Here is a 16,949-nt window from a genome sequence, read left to right on the forward strand (position 1 = left end):
TGTGCGCGGCGAACACGTTGGGGGTTTACCGGACGTTCGTCGGGGTGGTGTTGGGTGGGGGCATGGTTTCGCGGCGCGCGGTGTTGCGGGGTGGCCTGGTCTCGGCGGCGGCGCTGGCCGCGGGCGGGGTGGCCTGCGCACCCGCGCCGGTCCCGGCCGCGCCCGCGCGCGGTCCGGTGTTCACCCTCGGCGTGGCCTCCGGCGACCCGTCCCCGGACGGCATGGTGCTGTGGACCCGGCTGGCCCGCGACCCGCTGGCCGAGGACGGGCTGGGCGGGATGCCAGGCGGCGCGGCCAGCACCGTGGACGTGGGCTGGGAGCTGGCCACCGACCAGCGCTTCGCCGAGGTGGTCCAGCGCGGCACCGAGCGCACCGGCGCCGAGCTGGGCTACGCGGTGCACGTGGAGCCGGTGGGGCTGACGCCGGGGCGGGAGTACTGGTACCGGTTCCGGGTGGGGTCCGGTCCCGGCGCCGAGATCTCCCCGGTGGGACGCACCCGGACCGCGCCGGTGGCTCCCGAGCTGGGCGCGCTGACCATGTGCTTCGTGTCCTGCGCGCGCTACGAGCACGGGCTGTTCACCGCGTACCGCCGGCTCGCCGAGGACCAGCCCGACCTGGTGCTGCACCTGGGCGACTACAGCTACGAGTACGCCGCCGGCGCGAAGAGCTCGGCCCCCTCGGCCCGGCAGGTCGCCGGCGGGGAGGAGCGGACGCTGGCCGACTACCGGCGCCGCTACGCGCAGTACCACGCCGACCCCGACCTGCAGGCCGCGCACGCGGTCGCGCCGTGGCTGGCCGTATTCGACGACCACGAGGTGGCCGACAACTGGGCCGGCATGGTGCCCTCGCACCCGGAGCCGGACTTCGCCGGGCGGCGGGCGGCCGCGTTCCGGGCGTACTTCGAGAACCTGCCGCTGCGCGCGGCGGCCCGGCCGAGCGGGCCGGACATGCGGCTGTACCGGCGGGTGGACTGGGGCGCGCTGGCCACCTTCCACATGCTGGACACCCGGCAGTACCGGGGCGACCAGCCGTGCGGCGACAAGTACCCGACCGACTGCCCGGAGCGGACCGACCCGGCGCGCAGCCTGCTCGGGCCGGAGCAGGAGGCCTGGCTGCTCGACGGGTTCGCCAGGTCCCGGGCGCGCTGGGACGTGCTCGGCCAGCAGGTGTTCCTGTCCCAGCTGGACCTGACCCCGGGCGCCGGGCACAGCTACAACCCGGACGCCTGGGACGGCTACGTCGGCCAGCGGGACCGGGTGGTGAACGGCTGGACCAGGGCGGGCGTGCGCAACCCGGTGGTGCTCACCGGCGATGTCCACGCGCACTGGGCGGCGGAGGTCAAGGCCCGGTTCGACGACCCGGCCTCGCCGACCGTGGGCACCGAGCTGATCACCACGTCGATCGCGTCCGGCGGCGACGGCTCGGAGCAGCGCCCGGAGACCGCCGGGGTGCTCGCGGACAACCCGCACGTGAGGTTCTTCAACAACCGGCGCGGGTACGTCCGCACCACGATCACGGCGGACACCATGACCGCCGACTTCCGGGTGGTGCCGTATGTGACCCGGCCGGGCGCTCCCGGCGAGACCAGGGCCAGGTTCGTGATCGCCGACCGCAACGCCGGCCTGCACCTGGCCTGAGCCGAAGAGGGGCTAGCGGCAGCAGGTAGGAATTCTTACACTTGAGGTATGAAGGCTGTCGTGTCCGAGAAGGGCCAGGTCACGATCCCGGTGCAGCTGCGCAAGCAGCTGGGGATCAGGGCCGGTGAGGTGCTCGAATTCCACGAGGACGGCGGCCGGCTGGTGGCGCACAAGCTCCGGGAGCGGGACCCGGTGGACAGCGTGTACGGCGTGCTCGACCTGGGCCGGGGAACCGACGAGCTGATCGACGAGCTGCGCGGACCCGCGTGATCACGGCGGTTGACACGAACGTCCTCATCGACGTGTTCGGTGCGGACGAGAAGTACGGCCCGTCGTCCCGGGACGCGCTGCGCGCGAGCCTCGACGCCGGCCGGATCGTGGTGTGCGACATCGTGTGGGCGGAGACGACGGCCGCCTTCCGCGGCGAGGATGACGCGGGGAACGCGCTGCGCACGCTGGGCGCCGACTTCGTCGCCACCGATCCGTCGGCTGCCTCGGCGGCCGGCGAGGCGTGGCGCCGGTACCGTCGCTCGGGCGGCCCCCGGACCAGGGTGATCGCCGACTTTCTGGTCGCGGCGCACGCGCTATACCACGCCGACCGGCTGCTGACCAGGGACCGGGGGTTCTTCGGTTCCTACTTCCCCACGCTCACGCTGGTCGAGCCGGGCGACGCATCGTGAACGCGTCGGCGCCGCTGGGCTGGTAGTAGTTGCGGCGCACGCCGAGGGGCTCGAAGCCGGTCGAGCGGTACAGCCCGAACGCGGCCTCGTTGTCGGTGCGGACCTCGAGGAAGACGGTGGCCCGCAGCGCGTCGGCGTGGTCGAGCAGGGCGGCCAGCAGGCGGCGCCCGACGCCGAGGCGGCGGTAGTCCGGGTGCACGCCGATGGTGTGGATCTCGGCCTCCGGGTCCGGCGGGCCGGCCACCACGGCCAGGCCGCCGTAGCCGACCAGCCGGGCGCCGTCGCGGGCGGCCAGGTAGTGGTGCCCGGAGCACAGCGCGTCCCGGAACGCCCGCGCCGACCACGGGTCGTCCTCGGCGAACAGCAGCCGCTCCAGCCGCGCGCAGTCCTCGGCGTCGGCCAGGTAGAGCGGGCCGACCGTGATCGTCCGGCTCGGCCCGTTCATCCCGCCCGCGCCGGGGTGGCGCGCTTGCGGGGTCCGGGTGGGACGGCGTCCGGGCGGCGCAGGTAGTACGGCTCCAGTGGGGCAGGGGTGGCGCGGGCGCGGAGTTCGGCTTCGGCCACGGTGACCAGGCCGTACGGTGTGGGCGCGGCGGCGGGCGGACACTCCGGCAGGCCGCCGAGGGCGTCCGCGTGCGCGGCGGCCACCGGCCCGGCCACCCGGCGCACGCCGAGCCCGGCGACCTTCTCGGCCAGCGCGGCCGGGGTGTCCACGGCGGGGCCTTCGGTGCGGCGGCCGTGCTCGTCGTAGGCCGCCCAGTACAGCTCGCGGCGGCGCGCGTCGGCGACCACGAGCAGCGGCTCGGCCGTGACGTCCGTGACGTCCGTGACCGTGACCTGGGCGGCGGCGGCCACCGCGTCCAGCGAGCACACCCCGTACACCGGCACGTCCAGCGCGTCGCCCATCGACGCGGCGCTGACCAGACCCACCCGCAGCCCGGTGAACGGCCCCGGCCCGGCGCCGCAGACCACCGCGTCCAGCTCGTCCAGCCTCCGGCCCGCCTCGGCGCACACCTCCCGCACGGCCGGCATCAGCTGCTCACCGTGCCGGCGCGCGCCGGGGTACGCCCGCTCGGCGAGCACCGCGGGTCCGCCAGCCTCGCCGGCCTCGGGCAGCGTGAGCAGCCCGACGACTACCGCGTCGGTCGCCGTATCCAGCGCGAGCACCAGCACGGGGACAAGCTTACGGAGCGCTCACCAGTCGGCGAGCACGGCGGGCAGGTCGGACAGGCGCTGGATCACCGCGTCTGGGCTGACGTCCACCGGGACCCGCTGGTGCGCGGGGATGTCGCTGTGCGGCACCAGCACCGCGCGCATGCCGACGGCCTTGGCCCCGGAGATGTCGTCGTACGGGCGGTCGCCGACGTAGACCACCCGGGACGGGTCGGTGGCGCCGACGGCGGCGATCGCGGCCTCGAAGGCCTCCCGGTGCGGCTTGGTCCAGTCCAGGTCCGAGCTCCACACGCAGGCGTCGAACAGGTCGAGCACCCCGTCGCGGCGCAGGAAGTCCTCGTGCCAGTCCGCCGGCCAGCCGGTGGAGGACAGCACGCCCAGCGCGGCGCCCCGGTCGCGCAGCACGCCGAGCAGCGGCCCGACCTCGGGATCGGTGTAGGTGGCGGCCGTCCAGTGCTCCCGGTACGCGGCCAGCGCGTCCTGTCGGTACGGCGGCTCCGGGTGGCCGGCGGCGCGCAGCTCGGCGGCCGCGTCCTCCACCACCTGGGTCATCCGGAACGCGCGGTGGGTGTCCCTGGCCAGCTGCCAGCGGGCCTCCTCGGCGGCCAGCAGCGCGGCGGCGGCCCGCTCGGCGGCCGGCGCGTCGCCGGGGTGCAGCACGTCGGCGTACGCCCGCCAACCGGCCAGGTGGTCCATGGTCACCCACGGGGTCAGGGTGCCGCCCCAGTCGAAGATCACGGCTTCGATCACGTCGGGGCACCCTCCTGCCAGCTCAGCTCGGCCACCCTGGTCTCGTCTCCGTCGTCTCCGCGGCGCAGCCGCACCAGCAGCCGGCGCGCGGCCAGCGGTTCGGCAAGGCCCTCGCCCCACTCCACCACCACGGCGGCCGACTCCAGCTCGGTGTCCAGGTCCAGGTCGTCCAGCTCGGCCCGCCCGCCCAGGCGGTACGCGTCCACGTGCACCAGCGCGATGCCGCGCCCGCCAGGCGCCGGTGGGTGCTCGCGGGCGATCACGAACGTGGGCGAGGCCACCTGGCCGGTCACGCCGAGCCCGCGCGCGATGCCCCTGGCCAGCACCGTCTTGCCGGCGCCGAGCGGGCCGGAGAGCAACACCACGTCACCGGCGTCCAGCGTGGCGCCGATGCGCGCGCCGAGCTCCTCGGTGTCCGCCTCGGTGGGCAGCACCAGGTCGGTGTCCGTCATCAGGCTCATGCTCGTTTCCTCAGCCGTCGCAGCAGCCCGGACCGGCGATCGTCCACCCTGGCCAGCAGCTCGGCCAGCGCGTCGTTGACCTCGTCCGGCCGCTCCAGCATCGCCAGGTGCCCGACGCCGGGCAGCTCGACGAGCGTGGCGTCCGGCAGCTCGGCGGCGATCACCTCGCTGTGCCGCGCCGGGATGATCCGGTCCGCCTCGCCGGTGAGGATCAACGACTCGCAGCCGGCCAGCGCGGGCAACGCGGCCACCCGGTCGTGCGAGTCCAGGGTATCGGTGAAGTCCACCAGCGCGTCCACCGCGTTTGCGCTGATCATCGAGTGCACGAAGTCGACCAGCCAGCTCGACACCGTGCGGTCGCCGTAGGCGTATGCCCTGGTCACGCCCCAGACCAGGTCGTTGACCATGGCTCGCGCCCGCTCCACCAGCCGGGGCTGCCAGCCGGCCAGCGCCCCGACCGTGCGGGTCAGCGGGTTGCGCCTGGACAGGAACGTGGCCGGCAGGCCCTCGGCGCCGACCTCGCCGGCCGAGGTGTTCAGCAGCGCCACCCCGGCCACCCGCCGGTCGAACAGCCCCGGCTCGCGCTCGGCCAGCGCCATGATCGCCATGCCGCCCATGGAGTGCCCGACCAGCACCAGCGGGCCGTCCGGGGCCAGCGTGCGCAGCACCGCGTCCAGGTCCGCGCCGAGCTGGGCGATCGTGCAACTGGCCCGGCTGGCCCGCTCGGAGCGGCCGTGGCTGCGCTGGTCGTAGAGCACCAGCCGCACCGCCGGGTCGGTCGCCTCGGCCAGCGCCCGGCGCTGGAAGTGCCAACACCGGCGGTCCAGCGCGAAGCCGTGCACCAGCACCACCGTGATCCCCGCGCCGCGCCGGGTGGGCGGTTCGATCACCTCGGCGGACAGCCGCACGCCGTCGTCGGCGGTGACCGACCACGGCGTGCCGGGCGGCAGCGCGCCCAGCTCGGCGGGGGTGTCCGCGTCGGCGTGCGCCCGCCGCTCGCGGGACAGCCTGGACCAGCGGGTGGCCACTCCGACCGCCGCGCCGGTGGCCGCCGCGCCGAGGACGCCGCCGGCCACCTGACCGGCTATTCGCCAACCCCGCCGCCGGCTCACCCCGGCCCCTTCGAGTGCATACCAAATACGGTGCGGGACACCCGGCCCCGCCGCAACCCGGTCACGATCTCGTAGTGGATGGTGCCCAGCGCATCGGCCCAGTCCTGCGCGGTCGGCTCACCCCGCCCGCCGGGGCCGAACAGAACCGCCTCGTCGCCCTCCTGGACCGGGTCGTCCCCGCAGTCGACGACTATCTGGTCCATGCACACCCGGCCGACCACCGGCCGGCGCCGCCCGCCCAGCAGCACCTGCATGCCGCCCACCCCGCTGGGCCGGCTGCCCAACCGGCGCGGCACCCCGTCCGCGTACCCCACCGGGACCAGCGCCAGCGTGGTGCTCGTCCGGGTCGTCCACTCGTGCCCGTAGGACACCCCCTCGCCAGCACGCACCCGCTTGACCAGCGCCACCCTGGCCCGGAACGTCATCGCCGGGCGCAGCGGGGTGTCCGGGACCGGGCGTCCGAGCGGGTCCAGCCCGTACACCGCGATGCCCGGGCGGACCAGGTCGTAGTGCAGGTCGGGGCGGGTCAGGGTGGCCGCCGAGTTGGCCAGGTGGCGGATCGGGCTCAGCCCGGCCTCGCACGCCACCCGCCATGCCGCGTCCAGCCTGGCGGCCTGGCGGTCCAGCATCGGGTGCTCGGGCTCGTCGCCGTGCGCCAGGTGGGACCAGACGGCGATCACGTCGAGGTGACCGTCCACCGTGGCCTTGGCGGCCGCGTCCACGAGCGCGGGCCAGTCCGCCTCGGCGCCTCCGTTGCGGCTCAGGCCGGTGTCGATCTTGAGGTGGACCCGGGCGGGGCGGTCGGTGCGGATGGTGGCCTCGATCACGGAGTCGAGCTGGCGCGGCGTGGCCACGCTCAGGTCGATGTCGCGTGCCACGGCGGGGGCGTAGTCGGCGTCGGGCAGGTCCAGCCAGCTCAGCACGGGCGCGGTGATGCCGCCGGCGCGCAGGTGCAGCGCCTCGGCCATGGTGCACGCGCCGATCCAGCTCGCCCCGGCCTCCAGCGCGGCCTGCGCGACCGGGACGGCTCCGTGGCCGTAGCCGTCGGCCTTGACCACGGCCATCGTGGCGGCGGAGCCCACCAGGTCGGCGAGGTGTGACACGTTGTGCCGGATCGCGTCCAGGTCGACGGCGACCTCGGCGCGTGGCGCGGCGGCACCGTGGTCGAGGTCGGCGTTATATGACATGGCTGCCATGGTCTCATCCGGGCCTGACGGGTTCGTACGTCAGACGGCCCGCGCCGCCGCCCGCACCCGGCGGATGGCCTCCGGCACCGCCGCGAGCAGGCCGGACGCGCCGATCGGAGCCCCGGGCGTGCGGTCGGTATGACGATGCCGGCCGGTGGCGGCGAGTGACGCGGCGTGAGCATGCAGGTACGCGGCGCAGCCGGCCGCCCACCACGGCTCCAGGCCGGCCGCGAGCAGCGCCCCGATCAGGCCGGAGAGCACGTCCCCCGAGCCCGCGGTGGCGGCCCAGGACCCACCGGCCGGGTTCGCCAGCGCGCGGCCGTCCGGGTCGGCGACCACCGTGACATGGCCCTTGAGCAGCACGGTCGCGCCCAACGACGAGGCGGCGCGGCGGGCGGCGGCCACCCGGTCCGGGCCGACGTCGCCGGCGAGGCGGGCGAACTCGCGGTCGTGCGGGGTGTAGACGGCGGGCAGCTCGGCGGCGGCGTCGGCCAGGTTGGGGGTGTTCGCGAGCAGCGTGATGGCGTCGGCGTCCAGGCACACCGGCACGCCCTGGTCGAGCACGGCGGCCAGCGTGTCGCGTCCCGCCGAGCCGGTGCCGATGCCGGGGCCGACGGTCCACGCCTGTGCCCGGCCGGAGTCCGCGACCGAGCCCGCCGCGACCACCTCCGGCCAGCGGGAACGAACCTCGTCGGCGGCGCCGCCGGCGAACCTGACCATGCCGGAGGTGGCCGCCACGGCGGCGCCGGCGGACAGCACGGCGGCCCCGGGGTACGTCGTGGAGCCGGCCGCGATGCCGACCACGCCCTGGGTGTACTTGTCGTCGGCCGGGCCGGGCACCGGCCAGCGCGCGCCCACGTCGGAGGCGTCCAGCGCGTGCAGGTCGGCGTCCGCCGGCAGGTACGGACCCAGGCCGATGTCCACCAGCCGCACCGGGCCGCAGGCGTGCGGCGCCAGCGCGTGCACGGGCTTGTACGCGCCGAACGTCACGGTGGCCGCCGCCGTGACCGAGGGACCGTCCACCGTGCCGGTGTCCGGGTCCACCCCGCTGGGCAGGTCCACCGCGAGGATCGGCACGCCGGCGCCGCAGGCGGCGGCGCACAGCGCGGCGGCCGGCTCCCGCAGCGCGCCCCGGCCGGAGATGCCGACGATCCCGTCGATCACCAGGTCGGCGTCCCGCACCGCGCCGTCCCCACCCCCCGACACGACCCGGCCACCAACCCGACGCAGCGCGCCCAGCCCCGCCGGGTGCGCGCGTTCCGGCGACAACAGCACGGCGGTCACCCCCGCACCCCGGCGGCGCAGCTCGTAACCCGCCCACAGCGCGTCGCCGCCGTTGTTCCCCGCTCCGACCAGCAGCGTCACCCGCCGCCCCGCCACCCCACCGGCGCGCTCGCGCAGCAGCTCGGCGGCCCGCACGCTCACCCCGTACGCGGCGCGGCGCATCAGCGCGCCCTCCGGGACGCGGGCCATCAGCGCCGACTCCGCGACCCGCACGTGCTCAGCCGTCCACATCCGCCGCATGGCGCAGACGGTAGCGGCGGACCCCGCCTGCGGCACGTACGGTCCTAGCCATGAGGCACTTCGGCGTACTCGCACACAGCACCGAGGGGGCAGCGCTGTGCTTCCTCTCGTTCTGCCAGGAGGGGTTCGGCGAGCTCGGGGCGCACGACCACCCGGACGTCACCCTTGACTGCATCTCGATGGCCCGCAGCATGCCCGCCTGGGACGCCGGCGACCACGCGACGATCAGGGACATCCTGGCGACCAGCGTGGACCGGCTGGCGCGCGCCGGCGCCGAGTTCTTCGCCTGCCCGGACAACACCGCGCACCAGGCCCTGGAACTACCCGGGACCGAGCTGGCGCTGCCCGGCGTGCACATCGCCGAGGTGGTGGCCGAGCGCGCCAAGGCCGACGGCCGCACCAAGGTCGCCGTCCTCGGCACCCGCTACCTGATGGACGGCCCGGTCTACCGCCGGGCGCTGTCCGCGCGGGGCATCGCCTCGGAGGTCCCCGAACCGGCCGACCGCGAGCTGGTCAACAAGATCATTTTTGACGAGCTGGTGAACGGCGTGTTCGACGACGGCTCGCGGCGGGAGTACGTGCGGATCATCTCCTCGCTGGCCGATCGCGGCTGTGACGCCGTGGCGCTGGTGTGCACCGAGATCCCGCTGCTGATCACCGCCGAGGACTCGCCGCTGCCCGTGCTCGACTCCACCCGGCTGCTCGCGCGCGCCGCGTTCGAGGTGTCCGTAGGCCGCCGTGACCTGCCGACCTGGAACGGCGGCCCTATCACTCGACGGTGACGGACTTGGCCAGGTTGCGCGGCTTGTCCACGTCGTAGCCCCTGGCCCGGGCGATCTCGGCGGCCAGCACCTGCAGCGGCACCGTGGACACCAGCGGCTGCAGCAGCGTCGGCACCGCCGGCACCTCCAGCAGGTGGTGGGCGAACGGGCGGATGGTCTCGTCGCCCTCCTCGGCGATCACCACCGTCCGGGCGCCGCGCGCGGTGATCTCCTGGATGTTGGACAGCAGCTTGGCGTGCAGCACGGCGCGGCCCTTGGGCGAGGGCATCACGACCACGACCGGCAGCCCGTCCTCGATCAGCGCGATCGGCCCGTGCTTGAGCTCGCCGGCCGCGAACGCCTCGGCGTGCATGTAGGCCAGCTCCTTGAGCTTGAGCGCACCCTCCAGCGCCACCGGGAAACCGACGTGGCGGCCCAGGAACAGCACCGCGCGCGAGGGCGCCAGGTCGCGGGCCAGCTCGCGCGCGGCCTCCACGCCGTCCAGCGCGGCGGCCATCGCGTCCGGCATGGCCTCCAGCTCGGCGAACTCGCGGGCCACCTCGTCCGGGTACTTGGTACCGCGCGCCTGCGCGAGCGCCAGCCCGACCAGGTAGTTGGCCGCGATCTGGGAGGTGAACGTCTTGGTCGCGGCCACCCCGATCTCCGGGCCGGCGTGGGTGTAGAGCACCGCGTCGGACTCGCGCGGGATCTGCGCGCCGTTGGTGTTGCAGATGGCCAGCACCCGCGCCTTCTGCTCCTTGGCGTGGCGCACCGCCTCCAGGGTGTCCATGGTCTCCCCGGACTGGGAGATGGCCACCACCAGCGTCTGCCGGTCCAGCACCGGGTCGCGGTATCTGAACTCGCTGGCGAGCTCGACTTCGACCGGCAGCCGCGTCCAGTGCTCGATGGCGTACTTGGCCAGCAACCCGGAGTGGTACGCGGTGCCGCAGGCGACCACGAACACCTTGTCCACGTCGCGCAGGTCGCCGTCGGCGAGGCGCTGCTCGTCCAGCACGATCCGGCGGTCGGTCAGGTGCCCGCGCAGCGTGTTCGCGACAGCGGTGGGCTGTTCCTCGATCTCCTTGAGCATGAAGTAGTCGTGGCCGCCCTTCTCGGCGGCGGCCAGGTCCCAGGTCACCCGGAACGGCTTCGCCTCGGCCGGGTTGCCGTCCAGGTCGGTGACATCGTAGCCGTCGCGACGGATGGTGACGACCTGGTCCTGGCCCAGCTCGACGGCGTCGCGGGTGTGCTCGATGAACGCCGCCACGTCCGAGGCCAGGAACGTCTCGCCCTCGCCGAGGCCGACGACCAGCGGGGACGACCGGCGCGCGGCCACGATCATGTCCGGGTGCTCGGCGTGGGTGAACAGCAGGGTGAACGCGCCGTGCAGCCGCCGGCACACCGCGCGCACGCTGGCCGCGAGGTCGCCGGCCGTCGGGCCGTCCGCGTAGGCGCGCGCCACCAGGTGCGCGGCGGCCTCGGTGTCGGTGTCGCTGGTCAGCTCGACGCCGGCGGCCTCCAGCTCGGCGCGCAGCGGGGCGAAGTTCTCGATGATCCCGTTGTGCACCACGGCGACCTTGCCGGTGCCGTCGCGGTGCGGGTGGGCGTTGCGGTCGGTCGGGCCGCCGTGGGTGGCCCACCGGGTGTGGCCCATGCCCGCGGTGCCTTCGAAGGGCACGTCCAGCTCGTCCAGCCGGGCCTCCAGGTTGCGCAGCTGGCCGGCCTTGCGCTCGACGGCCAGCCCGCCCCGGCCGTCCAGCACCGCGACCCCCGCCGAGTCGTAGCCCCGGTACTCCAGCCTGCGCAGACCGTCCAGGATGACGTTCAGCGCCGGCCGGTTGCCCACATAGCCCACGATTCCGCACATGGGCACCAGCCTAGGACGTGCCGGCTGCCGGGCCGTTGCGGTCGGGTGAAGGCTCCAGCCCGTCGAGCGCGATCTCGACGAACCGCCGCCAGTCGCCGATGTCCTGGCGGCTCACGGCGGCCAGCGCCCCCACGATCATGTACAGGTCGCCGACGGTGGCGTCCGGCCGGATGACGCCGTCCGCCTTGCCGCGTTCGAGCAGCGCGCCGCCGAGGGCCTCCAGCTCGGTGCGGACGGTTCCGAGGGGCGCGGTGTGCCCGAGGGCCGCCTCGATGGCGCCGGACAGTGCCCGGCCCCGTTCGTGCACCTCGCCGACGTGACGCAGGAAGCAGCGCAGCGCCCGGCGGGCGTCCGGCTCGGGCAGGCAGCGCTGCCTGGCGAACGCGAGGATCTCGACGAACCGCCGCTCGGCGACCGCCTCGACCAGCGCCACCCTGGTGGGAAAGTGCCGGTAGACGGTGCCGACGCCGACGCCGGCGGCACGCGCCACCTCGGCCATCTGCACCTCGTCGCCGTGCTCGGCGAACAGCTCGCTCGCCACCTCCAGCACCCGGGCGCGGTTGCGTCCGGCGTCGGCTCGGGTCCTGCGGGCCGGGCTTGACATCCAGCTCGTCCCTCCGCGATGCTCGCTTAAACGGAATCTGAATCCGATTCTGGATAAGGAGGTTGGTCCGTGTCGAAAGATCGCTTCATTCTCCTGGACGCGGGCGCGGCCCGGCCGGGGCGCATCCCGGTGCCGCCCGCGTTCGCCGTCAAGGCCCGCACCGAGGACACCGAGGGCAGGTTCTCGCTGCTGGAGGTGGTCGTCGCGCAGGAGATCCCCCGGCACGTGCACCACGAGGCCGACGAGGCCATCTACGTGTTGGCCGGCGAGCTGACCGTGGAGTTCTCCGACCGGGTGCACACCGCGTCGGCCGGCCAGTTCGTGCTCCTGCCGCACGGCGTCCCGCACGCCCTGCGCCCCGGCTCGACACCGCCGCCACGGGTGCTCCAGATCTCCTCGCCGGGCGGCTGGGAGTGCTTCGTCGAGGACATGATCGAGGCGCGGACGGAGATCAGCACCGGTGGCCGGCTGGACCCGGCGCGGCTCAACCCCATCGCGGCCAGGTACGGCATCAGGTACGAGGAAACCGCCTGACCGGGTGCGGTAGCGTCTGCGCGTGGTTCGCACCCGAGGCCCAGCGGCACCGACGCTGCCCCGATCGGCCCGCAAGGCGATCGGCGAGCTGGCCAGCCCCGGGCCGCACCGGGTGCTGCGCGGCGAGCTCGGGCTGGTCGGGCTGCCCGGCGTGATCTACGCGCCGGCCGAGGGCACCGGGCTGCCGGCGGTGGCGTTCGGGCACGACTGGCTGCAGTCCGTGGACCGCTACCTGCCGCTGCTGCGGCACCTGGCCTCCTGGGGGTTCGTGGTCGCCGCGCCGGCCAGCCACCGGGGGCCGCTGCCCAGCCACGCCCGGTTCGGCGCCGACCTGCGTACCGCGCTCGACGTGTGCGCCGGCGTGCGGCTCGGCGTCGGCGACATCAGCGTGGACCGGCGCCGGCTCGCGCTGGTCGGGCACGGCATGGGCGGCGGCTGCGCGGTGCTGGCGGCGGCCGACCGGGAGCGCGCCGGTGAGCCGGTGGCCGCGGTGGTGACCCTCGCGGTGTCCGAGACGCGCCCGTCCGCGATCGACGCGGCGTCGGCCGTGCACGCCCCCGCCCTGCACCTGGCCGCCGGCCGCGACCAGATCAGCCCGCCGCCGGGCAACGCCGACGCGGTGGCCGACGAGTGGGCCGGCCCGGTGATCCTGCGCGCCCTCCCGAAGGCCAACCACCTGGGCTTCCTCTACGGCCGCTCGCTGGTCGACAACCTGCTCGCGGGCAAGCCCCACACCCCCACCGCCCGCCTGGCCCGCGCCCTGACCACCGCCTTCCTCCTCCACGCCGTAACCCCCGACCAGGCCCTGTCCGACCTAGTCACCGCCGACCTCAAAGGCACCGACCTCGTCCTAGCCCGGTAAAAACCGCCCGCGAGTCGGGACATTTGTCAGGGTGAGTCGGGATATTTGTCAGAAGGGCCGGTCGGGGAGCTGAGCGACATGTACTCCCCGGTCGGTGCCCGGCCGGATCCCGTCGGTGCCGGGCAGCAGCGGACCGGTGCCCGGGGCGGCGGGGAGCGGCCGCCAGGGCTCGGAGACCCACACGCCGACGTCTTCGGCCGGGGGCGGCAACGGCACGGACAGCCACGGGGACGGCCGGGGCAGGCAACCGGTGTCGCCGTCGCACCACACGTCGGGTCCGGCGTTGCCGTGCGGACTCGGCTCGGTCATGCCCGCCCGCAGCGCGGCCAGTACACCCGAGTGCCGTTCCACGAGCTCGTCGAGCGCGCGCCAGCGGTCCGGGTCGTGCGGCGCCTCGTCGGCGGCGCCGGCGGCGTCGATGTCGCGGTGCGCGAGGCCGGGGGTGGGGTACGGGCCGGCGTCGAGCGCCTCGGCGGCCCGCAACACCCCGTCGACCACCGCATCCAGCACCGTGCCGATTCGGGCCGCCGCACGCTCGATCGCATCCGCCAGTGAGGCGGCGTCGGCGGCGCTCGCCGCGACCGCGTCGGCCACCGAGGCACAGCGGTGCGCCGCCGGCTCGGGCATCCCGCCGGCCGTGACCACCTCCGCGATCCCGGTGCGGTGCGCCGCCAGCTCGGTGGACACCCAGCGCAGCTCGTGGGCCACGGCGGCCATCCGCTCGGCGTCGAACCCGAGCAGCGACCGCCAGCGTTCCTCGTCGGCGTCCGACCACGGGGCGAGGCCACCGGACTCCCGCCGGCGCGGATGGCTCCACCACCGCCGGTACGCCGGCTCCCAGGCGCGCACCAGCTCCAGCACCTGGCCGAGCGCCCGGTTCACCCGCACCCGCCCGCGGGACTGTCGCCGGCCAGCCCGCGCGCGATCCGGCTCAGCCGATGCCGTACCGACCCGTCGCACTCGGTGATCGCGTCCGCCCCGCGCCGCAGGCCGTCCGCGAGCAGGGCGAGCTCCTGGGCGTCGGTGCCGAGCGCGGCGGCCAGCTCATCCTGGCGTACCGCGAGGTCCGCACCGAGCGCCTCGACCTCGGCCGCCGTACCCCGCACCTTGGCGGCCATCGCGGCCAGCCCGTCGGTCACTGCGGTGAGCTGGTTCGCGCGCGCCCGGAGCAGCGCGGGGTCTACCTGGATGTCCGCCATGGGCGAAGCCTGCCCGGTATGGGACGACCGGCTGGCCATGATCGTGGATCTCGTGTGCGATCGCACACGCTCAGGGTGCCGAGGCACCCCGCCTGCTTAGCGCGGAGGCTGACAAATATCCCGACTCACCCTGACAAATGTCCCGACTCGCGGATGCGTTGGGCGAGGTCTCCGGCGATGCGGTCGGCTTGCGTCCGGGTGGGGGCTTCGACCATGACGCGGACCAGTTGTTCGGTGCCGGAGGGGCGGAGCAGGACCCGGCCGGTGTCGCCCAGCTCGACCTCGGCCTTGGCCACCGCCTCGCGGACCTCGGGGGCGCTCGCTACGGCGGCCTTGTCGGTGACCGGGACGTTGACCAGCACCTGGGGCAGGGCGGTGAGTACGGATGCGAGCTGGGCCAGCGAACGGCCGGTGGCGGCCATCCTTGCCATCAGGCGCAGCGCGGTGAGCAGGCCGTCGCCGGTGGTGGCGTGGCCGGGCAGGACCACGTGGCCGGACTGCTCGCCGCCCAGGGCGTAGCCGCCGGCGCGCAGCTCCTCCAGCACGTACCTGTCCCCGACGGCCGTGGTGCGGACCTCGACCCCCGCCGCGCGCATGGCCAGGTGCAGGCCCAGGTTGCTCATCACGGTGGCCACCAGGGTGTCCTTGGTCAGCTCGCCGCTCTCGCGCAGCGCCAGCGCCAGCACGGCCATGATCTGGTCGCCGTCCACCGGCGCCCCGGAGGCGTCCACCGCGAGGCAGCGGTCGGCGTCGCCGTCGTGCGCGATGCCCAGGTCGGCGCGGTGCTCGCGGACGGCGGCGATCACCTTGTCCAGGTGCGTCGAGCCGCAGCCGTCGTTGATGTTCAGCCCGTCCGGGGCGGCGTGGATGGCGATCACGTCGGCGCCGGCCCGCCGGTAGGCCTCCGGGGCGAGCTCGGAGGCCGCCCCGTTCGCGCAGTCGACCACCACCCGCACCCCGGCCAGCGAGGCGCCGCCGGTGCCGGCCGCGAGCAGGTGGCGCAGGTAGCGCTCGCCGGCGTCGGGCAGCTCGCGCACCCGACCGACACCCGCGCCGGTCGGCCGGGCGCTCGGCTCGGACATCCGGCGCTCGATCGCGTCCTCGACGGTGTCGGGCAGCTTGTGCCCGCCCTCGGCGAAGAGCTTGATGCCGTTGTCCGGCATCGGGTTGTGCGACGCGGAGATCATCACGCCCAGATCGGCGTCGAGGTCGCCGACCAGGAACGCCAGCGCCGGCGTGGGCAGCACGCCGGCCAGCAGCACGTCGGCGCCGGCCGAGGCCAACCCGGCGGTGACCGCCGCTTCCAGCATCTCGCCGCTCGCGCGCGGATCGCGGCCCACGACGGCCCGGGGCCGGTGCGAGCGGTCGCGCTCGGCGAGCACCTGGGCCGCCGACGCCGCGAGCGCCATGCCCAGCTCGGGCGTGAGCTCCGCGTTCGCCAGGCCCCGGACGCCGTCTGTGCCAAACAGCCGACCCATCAAGCTGGCCGCGGTCTCGTCAGCGCTTGCTGTACTGAGGCGCCTTGCGGGCCTTCTTCAGGCCGTACTTCTTGCGCTCCGTGACCCGCGCGTCCCTGGTGAGGAACCCGGCGCTCTTGAGCGCGGGGCGGTCGTCGGAGTTGAGCTCGACCAGCGCCCTGGCGATGCCCAGCCGCAGCGCGCCGGCCTGGCCGGAGATGCCGCCGCCGGTCAGGGTGGCCAGCACGTCGTAGTTCTCCACCCGGTCGGTGATCACCAGCGGCTCGCGGACCAGCTGCTGGTGCACCTTGTTCGGGAAGTACGTGGGCAGGTCCTTGCCGTTGAGCCGGAAGTTGCCCGAGCCCGGCACCAGCCGGACCCGCACGATGGCTTCCTTGCGGCGCCCGACGGTCTGCACCGGCTTGTCGCGCACCGGGGCTTCCTGAACGGGGGCAGCGGGCGCGGCGGGGGCGCTCACCTGCTCTTCTGTCTCTTCCACTTCCTGGCTCGTCTCCGGGGTGCTCACTGGCTCACCTGTACGATCTCGAAGGCCTGCGGCTGCTGCGCGGCGTGCGGATGGGTGGGACCGGCGTAGACCTTGAGCTTCTTGGCCATCGCCCGGCCCAGCCGGTTCTTCGGCAGCATGCCCTTGATCGCCTTCTCCACCAGCCTGTCGGGGTGCTTGTCCAGCATCTCGCCGACCGAGCGCTGCCGCAGGCCGCCCGGGTAGCCGCTGTGGCGGTAGACGAACTTCTGGTCCCGCTTGTTGCCGGAGATCGCCACCTTCTCGGCGTTGACGATCACCACGAAGTCGCCGGTGTCGACGTGCGGCGCGAAGGTCGGCTTGTGCTTGCCACGCAGCAGGGTGGCTGCCTGGCTGGCCAGCCGGCCCAGCACGACATCGGTCGCGTCGATGACATGCCAGGCCCGGGTAACCTCACCGGGCTTAGGACTGAACGTGCGCACGTGCCTACCTCGTCGTCTCTGGCTTCGGGAGCTGCCTGCGGTCCGGCGCGAACCCGCGCCTCGCCCCAAGGGTGCTCAGGCGAGCTGAACCACCGCTCGCAGCACAACTGTTTTCGAGGGTACCCGCCGCCGTCTCGACGGGTCAAAACGGGTCACGCGCGGCACCGGCGCCGGC

At 74.6% G+C, this 16,949-nt stretch carries 20 protein-coding genes; 6 read left to right on the forward strand and 14 right to left on the reverse strand.

Annotation, left to right across the window (positions count from 1 at the left end; genetic code table 11):
* Window positions 1-62: 62 nt before the first annotated feature.
* Genes N912_RS0140215 through N912_RS0140225 form a run of 3 tightly spaced genes read left to right on the forward strand, consistent with a single transcriptional unit; the run spans window position 63 to window position 2,317 of the window.
* Window positions 63-1,637 (forward strand): alkaline phosphatase D family protein, encoded by a 1,575-nt coding sequence (locus N912_RS0140215; protein WP_037069103.1) that lies wholly within the window; start codon window positions 63-65, stop codon window positions 1,635-1,637.
* 48 nt (window positions 1,638-1,685) lie between these two features.
* Window positions 1,686-1,907, forward strand: coding sequence for an AbrB/MazE/SpoVT family DNA-binding domain-containing protein (locus N912_RS0140220; protein ID WP_028926883.1), 222 nt, complete (start codon window positions 1,686-1,688; stop codon window positions 1,905-1,907).
* Window positions 1,904-2,317, forward strand: coding sequence for a type II toxin-antitoxin system VapC family toxin (locus tag N912_RS0140225; protein ID WP_051581472.1), 414 nt, complete (start codon window positions 1,904-1,906; stop codon window positions 2,315-2,317). Before N912_RS0140220 ends, N912_RS0140225 begins: the two co-directional genes overlap by 4 nt.
* Here N912_RS0140225 and rimI read toward each other — a convergent pair.
* From rimI to N912_RS0140260, 7 genes are read right to left on the reverse strand one after another with little or no spacing between them, the layout of a single operon-like run.
* Entirely contained in the window at window positions 2,286-2,762 is a 477-nt protein-coding gene (gene rimI / locus N912_RS0140230; RefSeq protein WP_051581473.1) for a ribosomal protein S18-alanine N-acetyltransferase, read from the reverse strand. The genes N912_RS0140225 and rimI overlap by 32 nt on opposite strands.
* Window positions 2,759-3,490, reverse strand: a complete 732-nt coding sequence (tsaB, locus tag N912_RS0140235) for a tRNA (adenosine(37)-N6)-threonylcarbamoyltransferase complex dimerization subunit type 1 TsaB (protein WP_028926886.1) — start codon at window positions 3,488-3,490, stop codon at window positions 2,759-2,761. Before tsaB ends, rimI begins: the two co-directional genes overlap by 4 nt.
* 21 nt (window positions 3,491-3,511) lie before the next feature.
* Window positions 3,512-4,240 carry an HAD family hydrolase gene (locus N912_RS0140240; protein WP_037069105.1) on the reverse strand — a complete coding sequence of 243 codons (729 nt, stop codon included), beginning with the start codon at window positions 4,238-4,240 and terminating at the stop codon, window positions 3,512-3,514.
* Entirely contained in the window at window positions 4,237-4,692 is a 456-nt protein-coding gene (gene tsaE / locus N912_RS0140245; RefSeq protein ID WP_028926888.1) for a tRNA (adenosine(37)-N6)-threonylcarbamoyltransferase complex ATPase subunit type 1 TsaE, read from the reverse strand. Before tsaE ends, N912_RS0140240 begins: the two co-directional genes overlap by 4 nt.
* A gap of 5 nt (window positions 4,693-4,697) precedes the next feature.
* Window positions 4,698-5,813 carry an alpha/beta fold hydrolase gene (locus N912_RS0140250; RefSeq protein WP_051581474.1) on the reverse strand — a complete coding sequence of 372 codons (1,116 nt, stop codon included), beginning with the start codon at window positions 5,811-5,813 and terminating at the stop codon, window positions 4,698-4,700.
* Window positions 5,810-7,000: an alanine racemase gene (gene alr, locus N912_RS57660; protein ID WP_037069106.1), complete on the reverse strand. Its 1,191-nt coding sequence runs from the start codon at window positions 6,998-7,000 to the stop codon at window positions 5,810-5,812. The genes N912_RS0140250 and alr overlap by 4 nt, the downstream gene beginning before the upstream one ends.
* Window positions 7,001-7,039: 39 nt before the next feature.
* Complete coding sequence (locus N912_RS0140260) at window positions 7,040-8,524, reverse strand: bifunctional ADP-dependent NAD(P)H-hydrate dehydratase/NAD(P)H-hydrate epimerase (protein WP_028926890.1); 1,485 nt, start codon at window positions 8,522-8,524, stop codon at window positions 7,040-7,042.
* A gap of 50 nt (window positions 8,525-8,574) precedes the next feature.
* On the opposite strand from N912_RS0140260, the gene N912_RS0140265 reads away from it, so the two are divergent.
* Window positions 8,575-9,306, forward strand: a complete 732-nt coding sequence (locus N912_RS0140265) for an aspartate/glutamate racemase family protein (protein ID WP_028926891.1) — start codon at window positions 8,575-8,577, stop codon at window positions 9,304-9,306.
* On the opposite strand, the gene glmS is transcribed toward N912_RS0140265, so the two are convergent.
* Window positions 9,293-11,152 (reverse strand): glutamine--fructose-6-phosphate transaminase (isomerizing), encoded by a 1,860-nt coding sequence (gene glmS / locus N912_RS0140270; protein ID WP_028926892.1) that lies wholly within the window; start codon window positions 11,150-11,152, stop codon window positions 9,293-9,295. The two genes, N912_RS0140265 and glmS, sit on opposite strands and share 14 nt — an antisense overlap.
* Before the next feature lie 10 nt (window positions 11,153-11,162).
* Complete coding sequence (locus tag N912_RS57665; protein ID WP_051581475.1) at window positions 11,163-11,756, reverse strand: TetR/AcrR family transcriptional regulator; 594 nt, start codon at window positions 11,754-11,756, stop codon at window positions 11,163-11,165.
* A gap of 69 nt (window positions 11,757-11,825) precedes the next feature.
* On the opposite strand from N912_RS57665, the gene N912_RS0140280 reads away from it, so the two are divergent.
* Together N912_RS0140280 and N912_RS0140285 are read left to right on the forward strand one after the other, a co-directional pair.
* On the forward strand, window positions 11,826-12,290 hold the full coding sequence (locus N912_RS0140280) for a cupin domain-containing protein (RefSeq protein WP_028926893.1): 465 nt from the start codon (window positions 11,826-11,828) through the stop codon (window positions 12,288-12,290).
* Window positions 12,291-12,312: 22 nt separating this feature from the next.
* Complete coding sequence (locus tag N912_RS0140285) at window positions 12,313-13,152, forward strand: dienelactone hydrolase family protein (RefSeq protein ID WP_245645775.1); 840 nt, start codon at window positions 12,313-12,315, stop codon at window positions 13,150-13,152.
* A gap of 48 nt (window positions 13,153-13,200) precedes the next feature.
* Here the strand turns inward: N912_RS0140285 and N912_RS0140290 are convergent, their stop codons facing one another.
* The 5 genes from N912_RS0140290 to rplM all read right to left on the reverse strand — a co-directional run bounded on the left by N912_RS0140290 (window position 13,201) and on the right by rplM (window position 16,774).
* Window positions 13,201-14,040, reverse strand: a complete 840-nt coding sequence (locus tag N912_RS0140290) for a hypothetical protein (RefSeq protein ID WP_028926895.1) — start codon at window positions 14,038-14,040, stop codon at window positions 13,201-13,203.
* Window positions 14,031-14,351 (reverse strand): hypothetical protein, encoded by a 321-nt coding sequence (locus N912_RS0140295; RefSeq protein ID WP_028926896.1) that lies wholly within the window; start codon window positions 14,349-14,351, stop codon window positions 14,031-14,033. The genes N912_RS0140290 and N912_RS0140295 overlap by 10 nt, the downstream gene beginning before the upstream one ends.
* A gap of 125 nt (window positions 14,352-14,476) precedes the next feature.
* A complete protein-coding gene (gene glmM / locus N912_RS0140300) occupies window positions 14,477-15,829 on the reverse strand; it encodes a phosphoglucosamine mutase (protein WP_028926897.1) in 1,353 nt (450 codons plus the stop codon).
* 19 nt (window positions 15,830-15,848) lie between these two features.
* Complete coding sequence (rpsI, locus tag N912_RS0140305) at window positions 15,849-16,286, reverse strand: 30S ribosomal protein S9 (RefSeq protein ID WP_156994332.1); 438 nt, start codon at window positions 16,284-16,286, stop codon at window positions 15,849-15,851.
* Between the two features lie 44 nt (window positions 16,287-16,330).
* Window positions 16,331-16,774, reverse strand: coding sequence for a 50S ribosomal protein L13 (rplM, locus tag N912_RS0140310; protein ID WP_028926899.1), 444 nt, complete (start codon window positions 16,772-16,774; stop codon window positions 16,331-16,333).
* Window positions 16,775-16,949 lie beyond the last annotated feature (175 nt).

Source organism: Actinospineispora acaciae DSM 45401 (assembly GCF_000620785.1).
Lineage (GTDB): Bacteria > Actinomycetota > Actinomycetes > Mycobacteriales > Pseudonocardiaceae > Pseudonocardia > Pseudonocardia acaciae.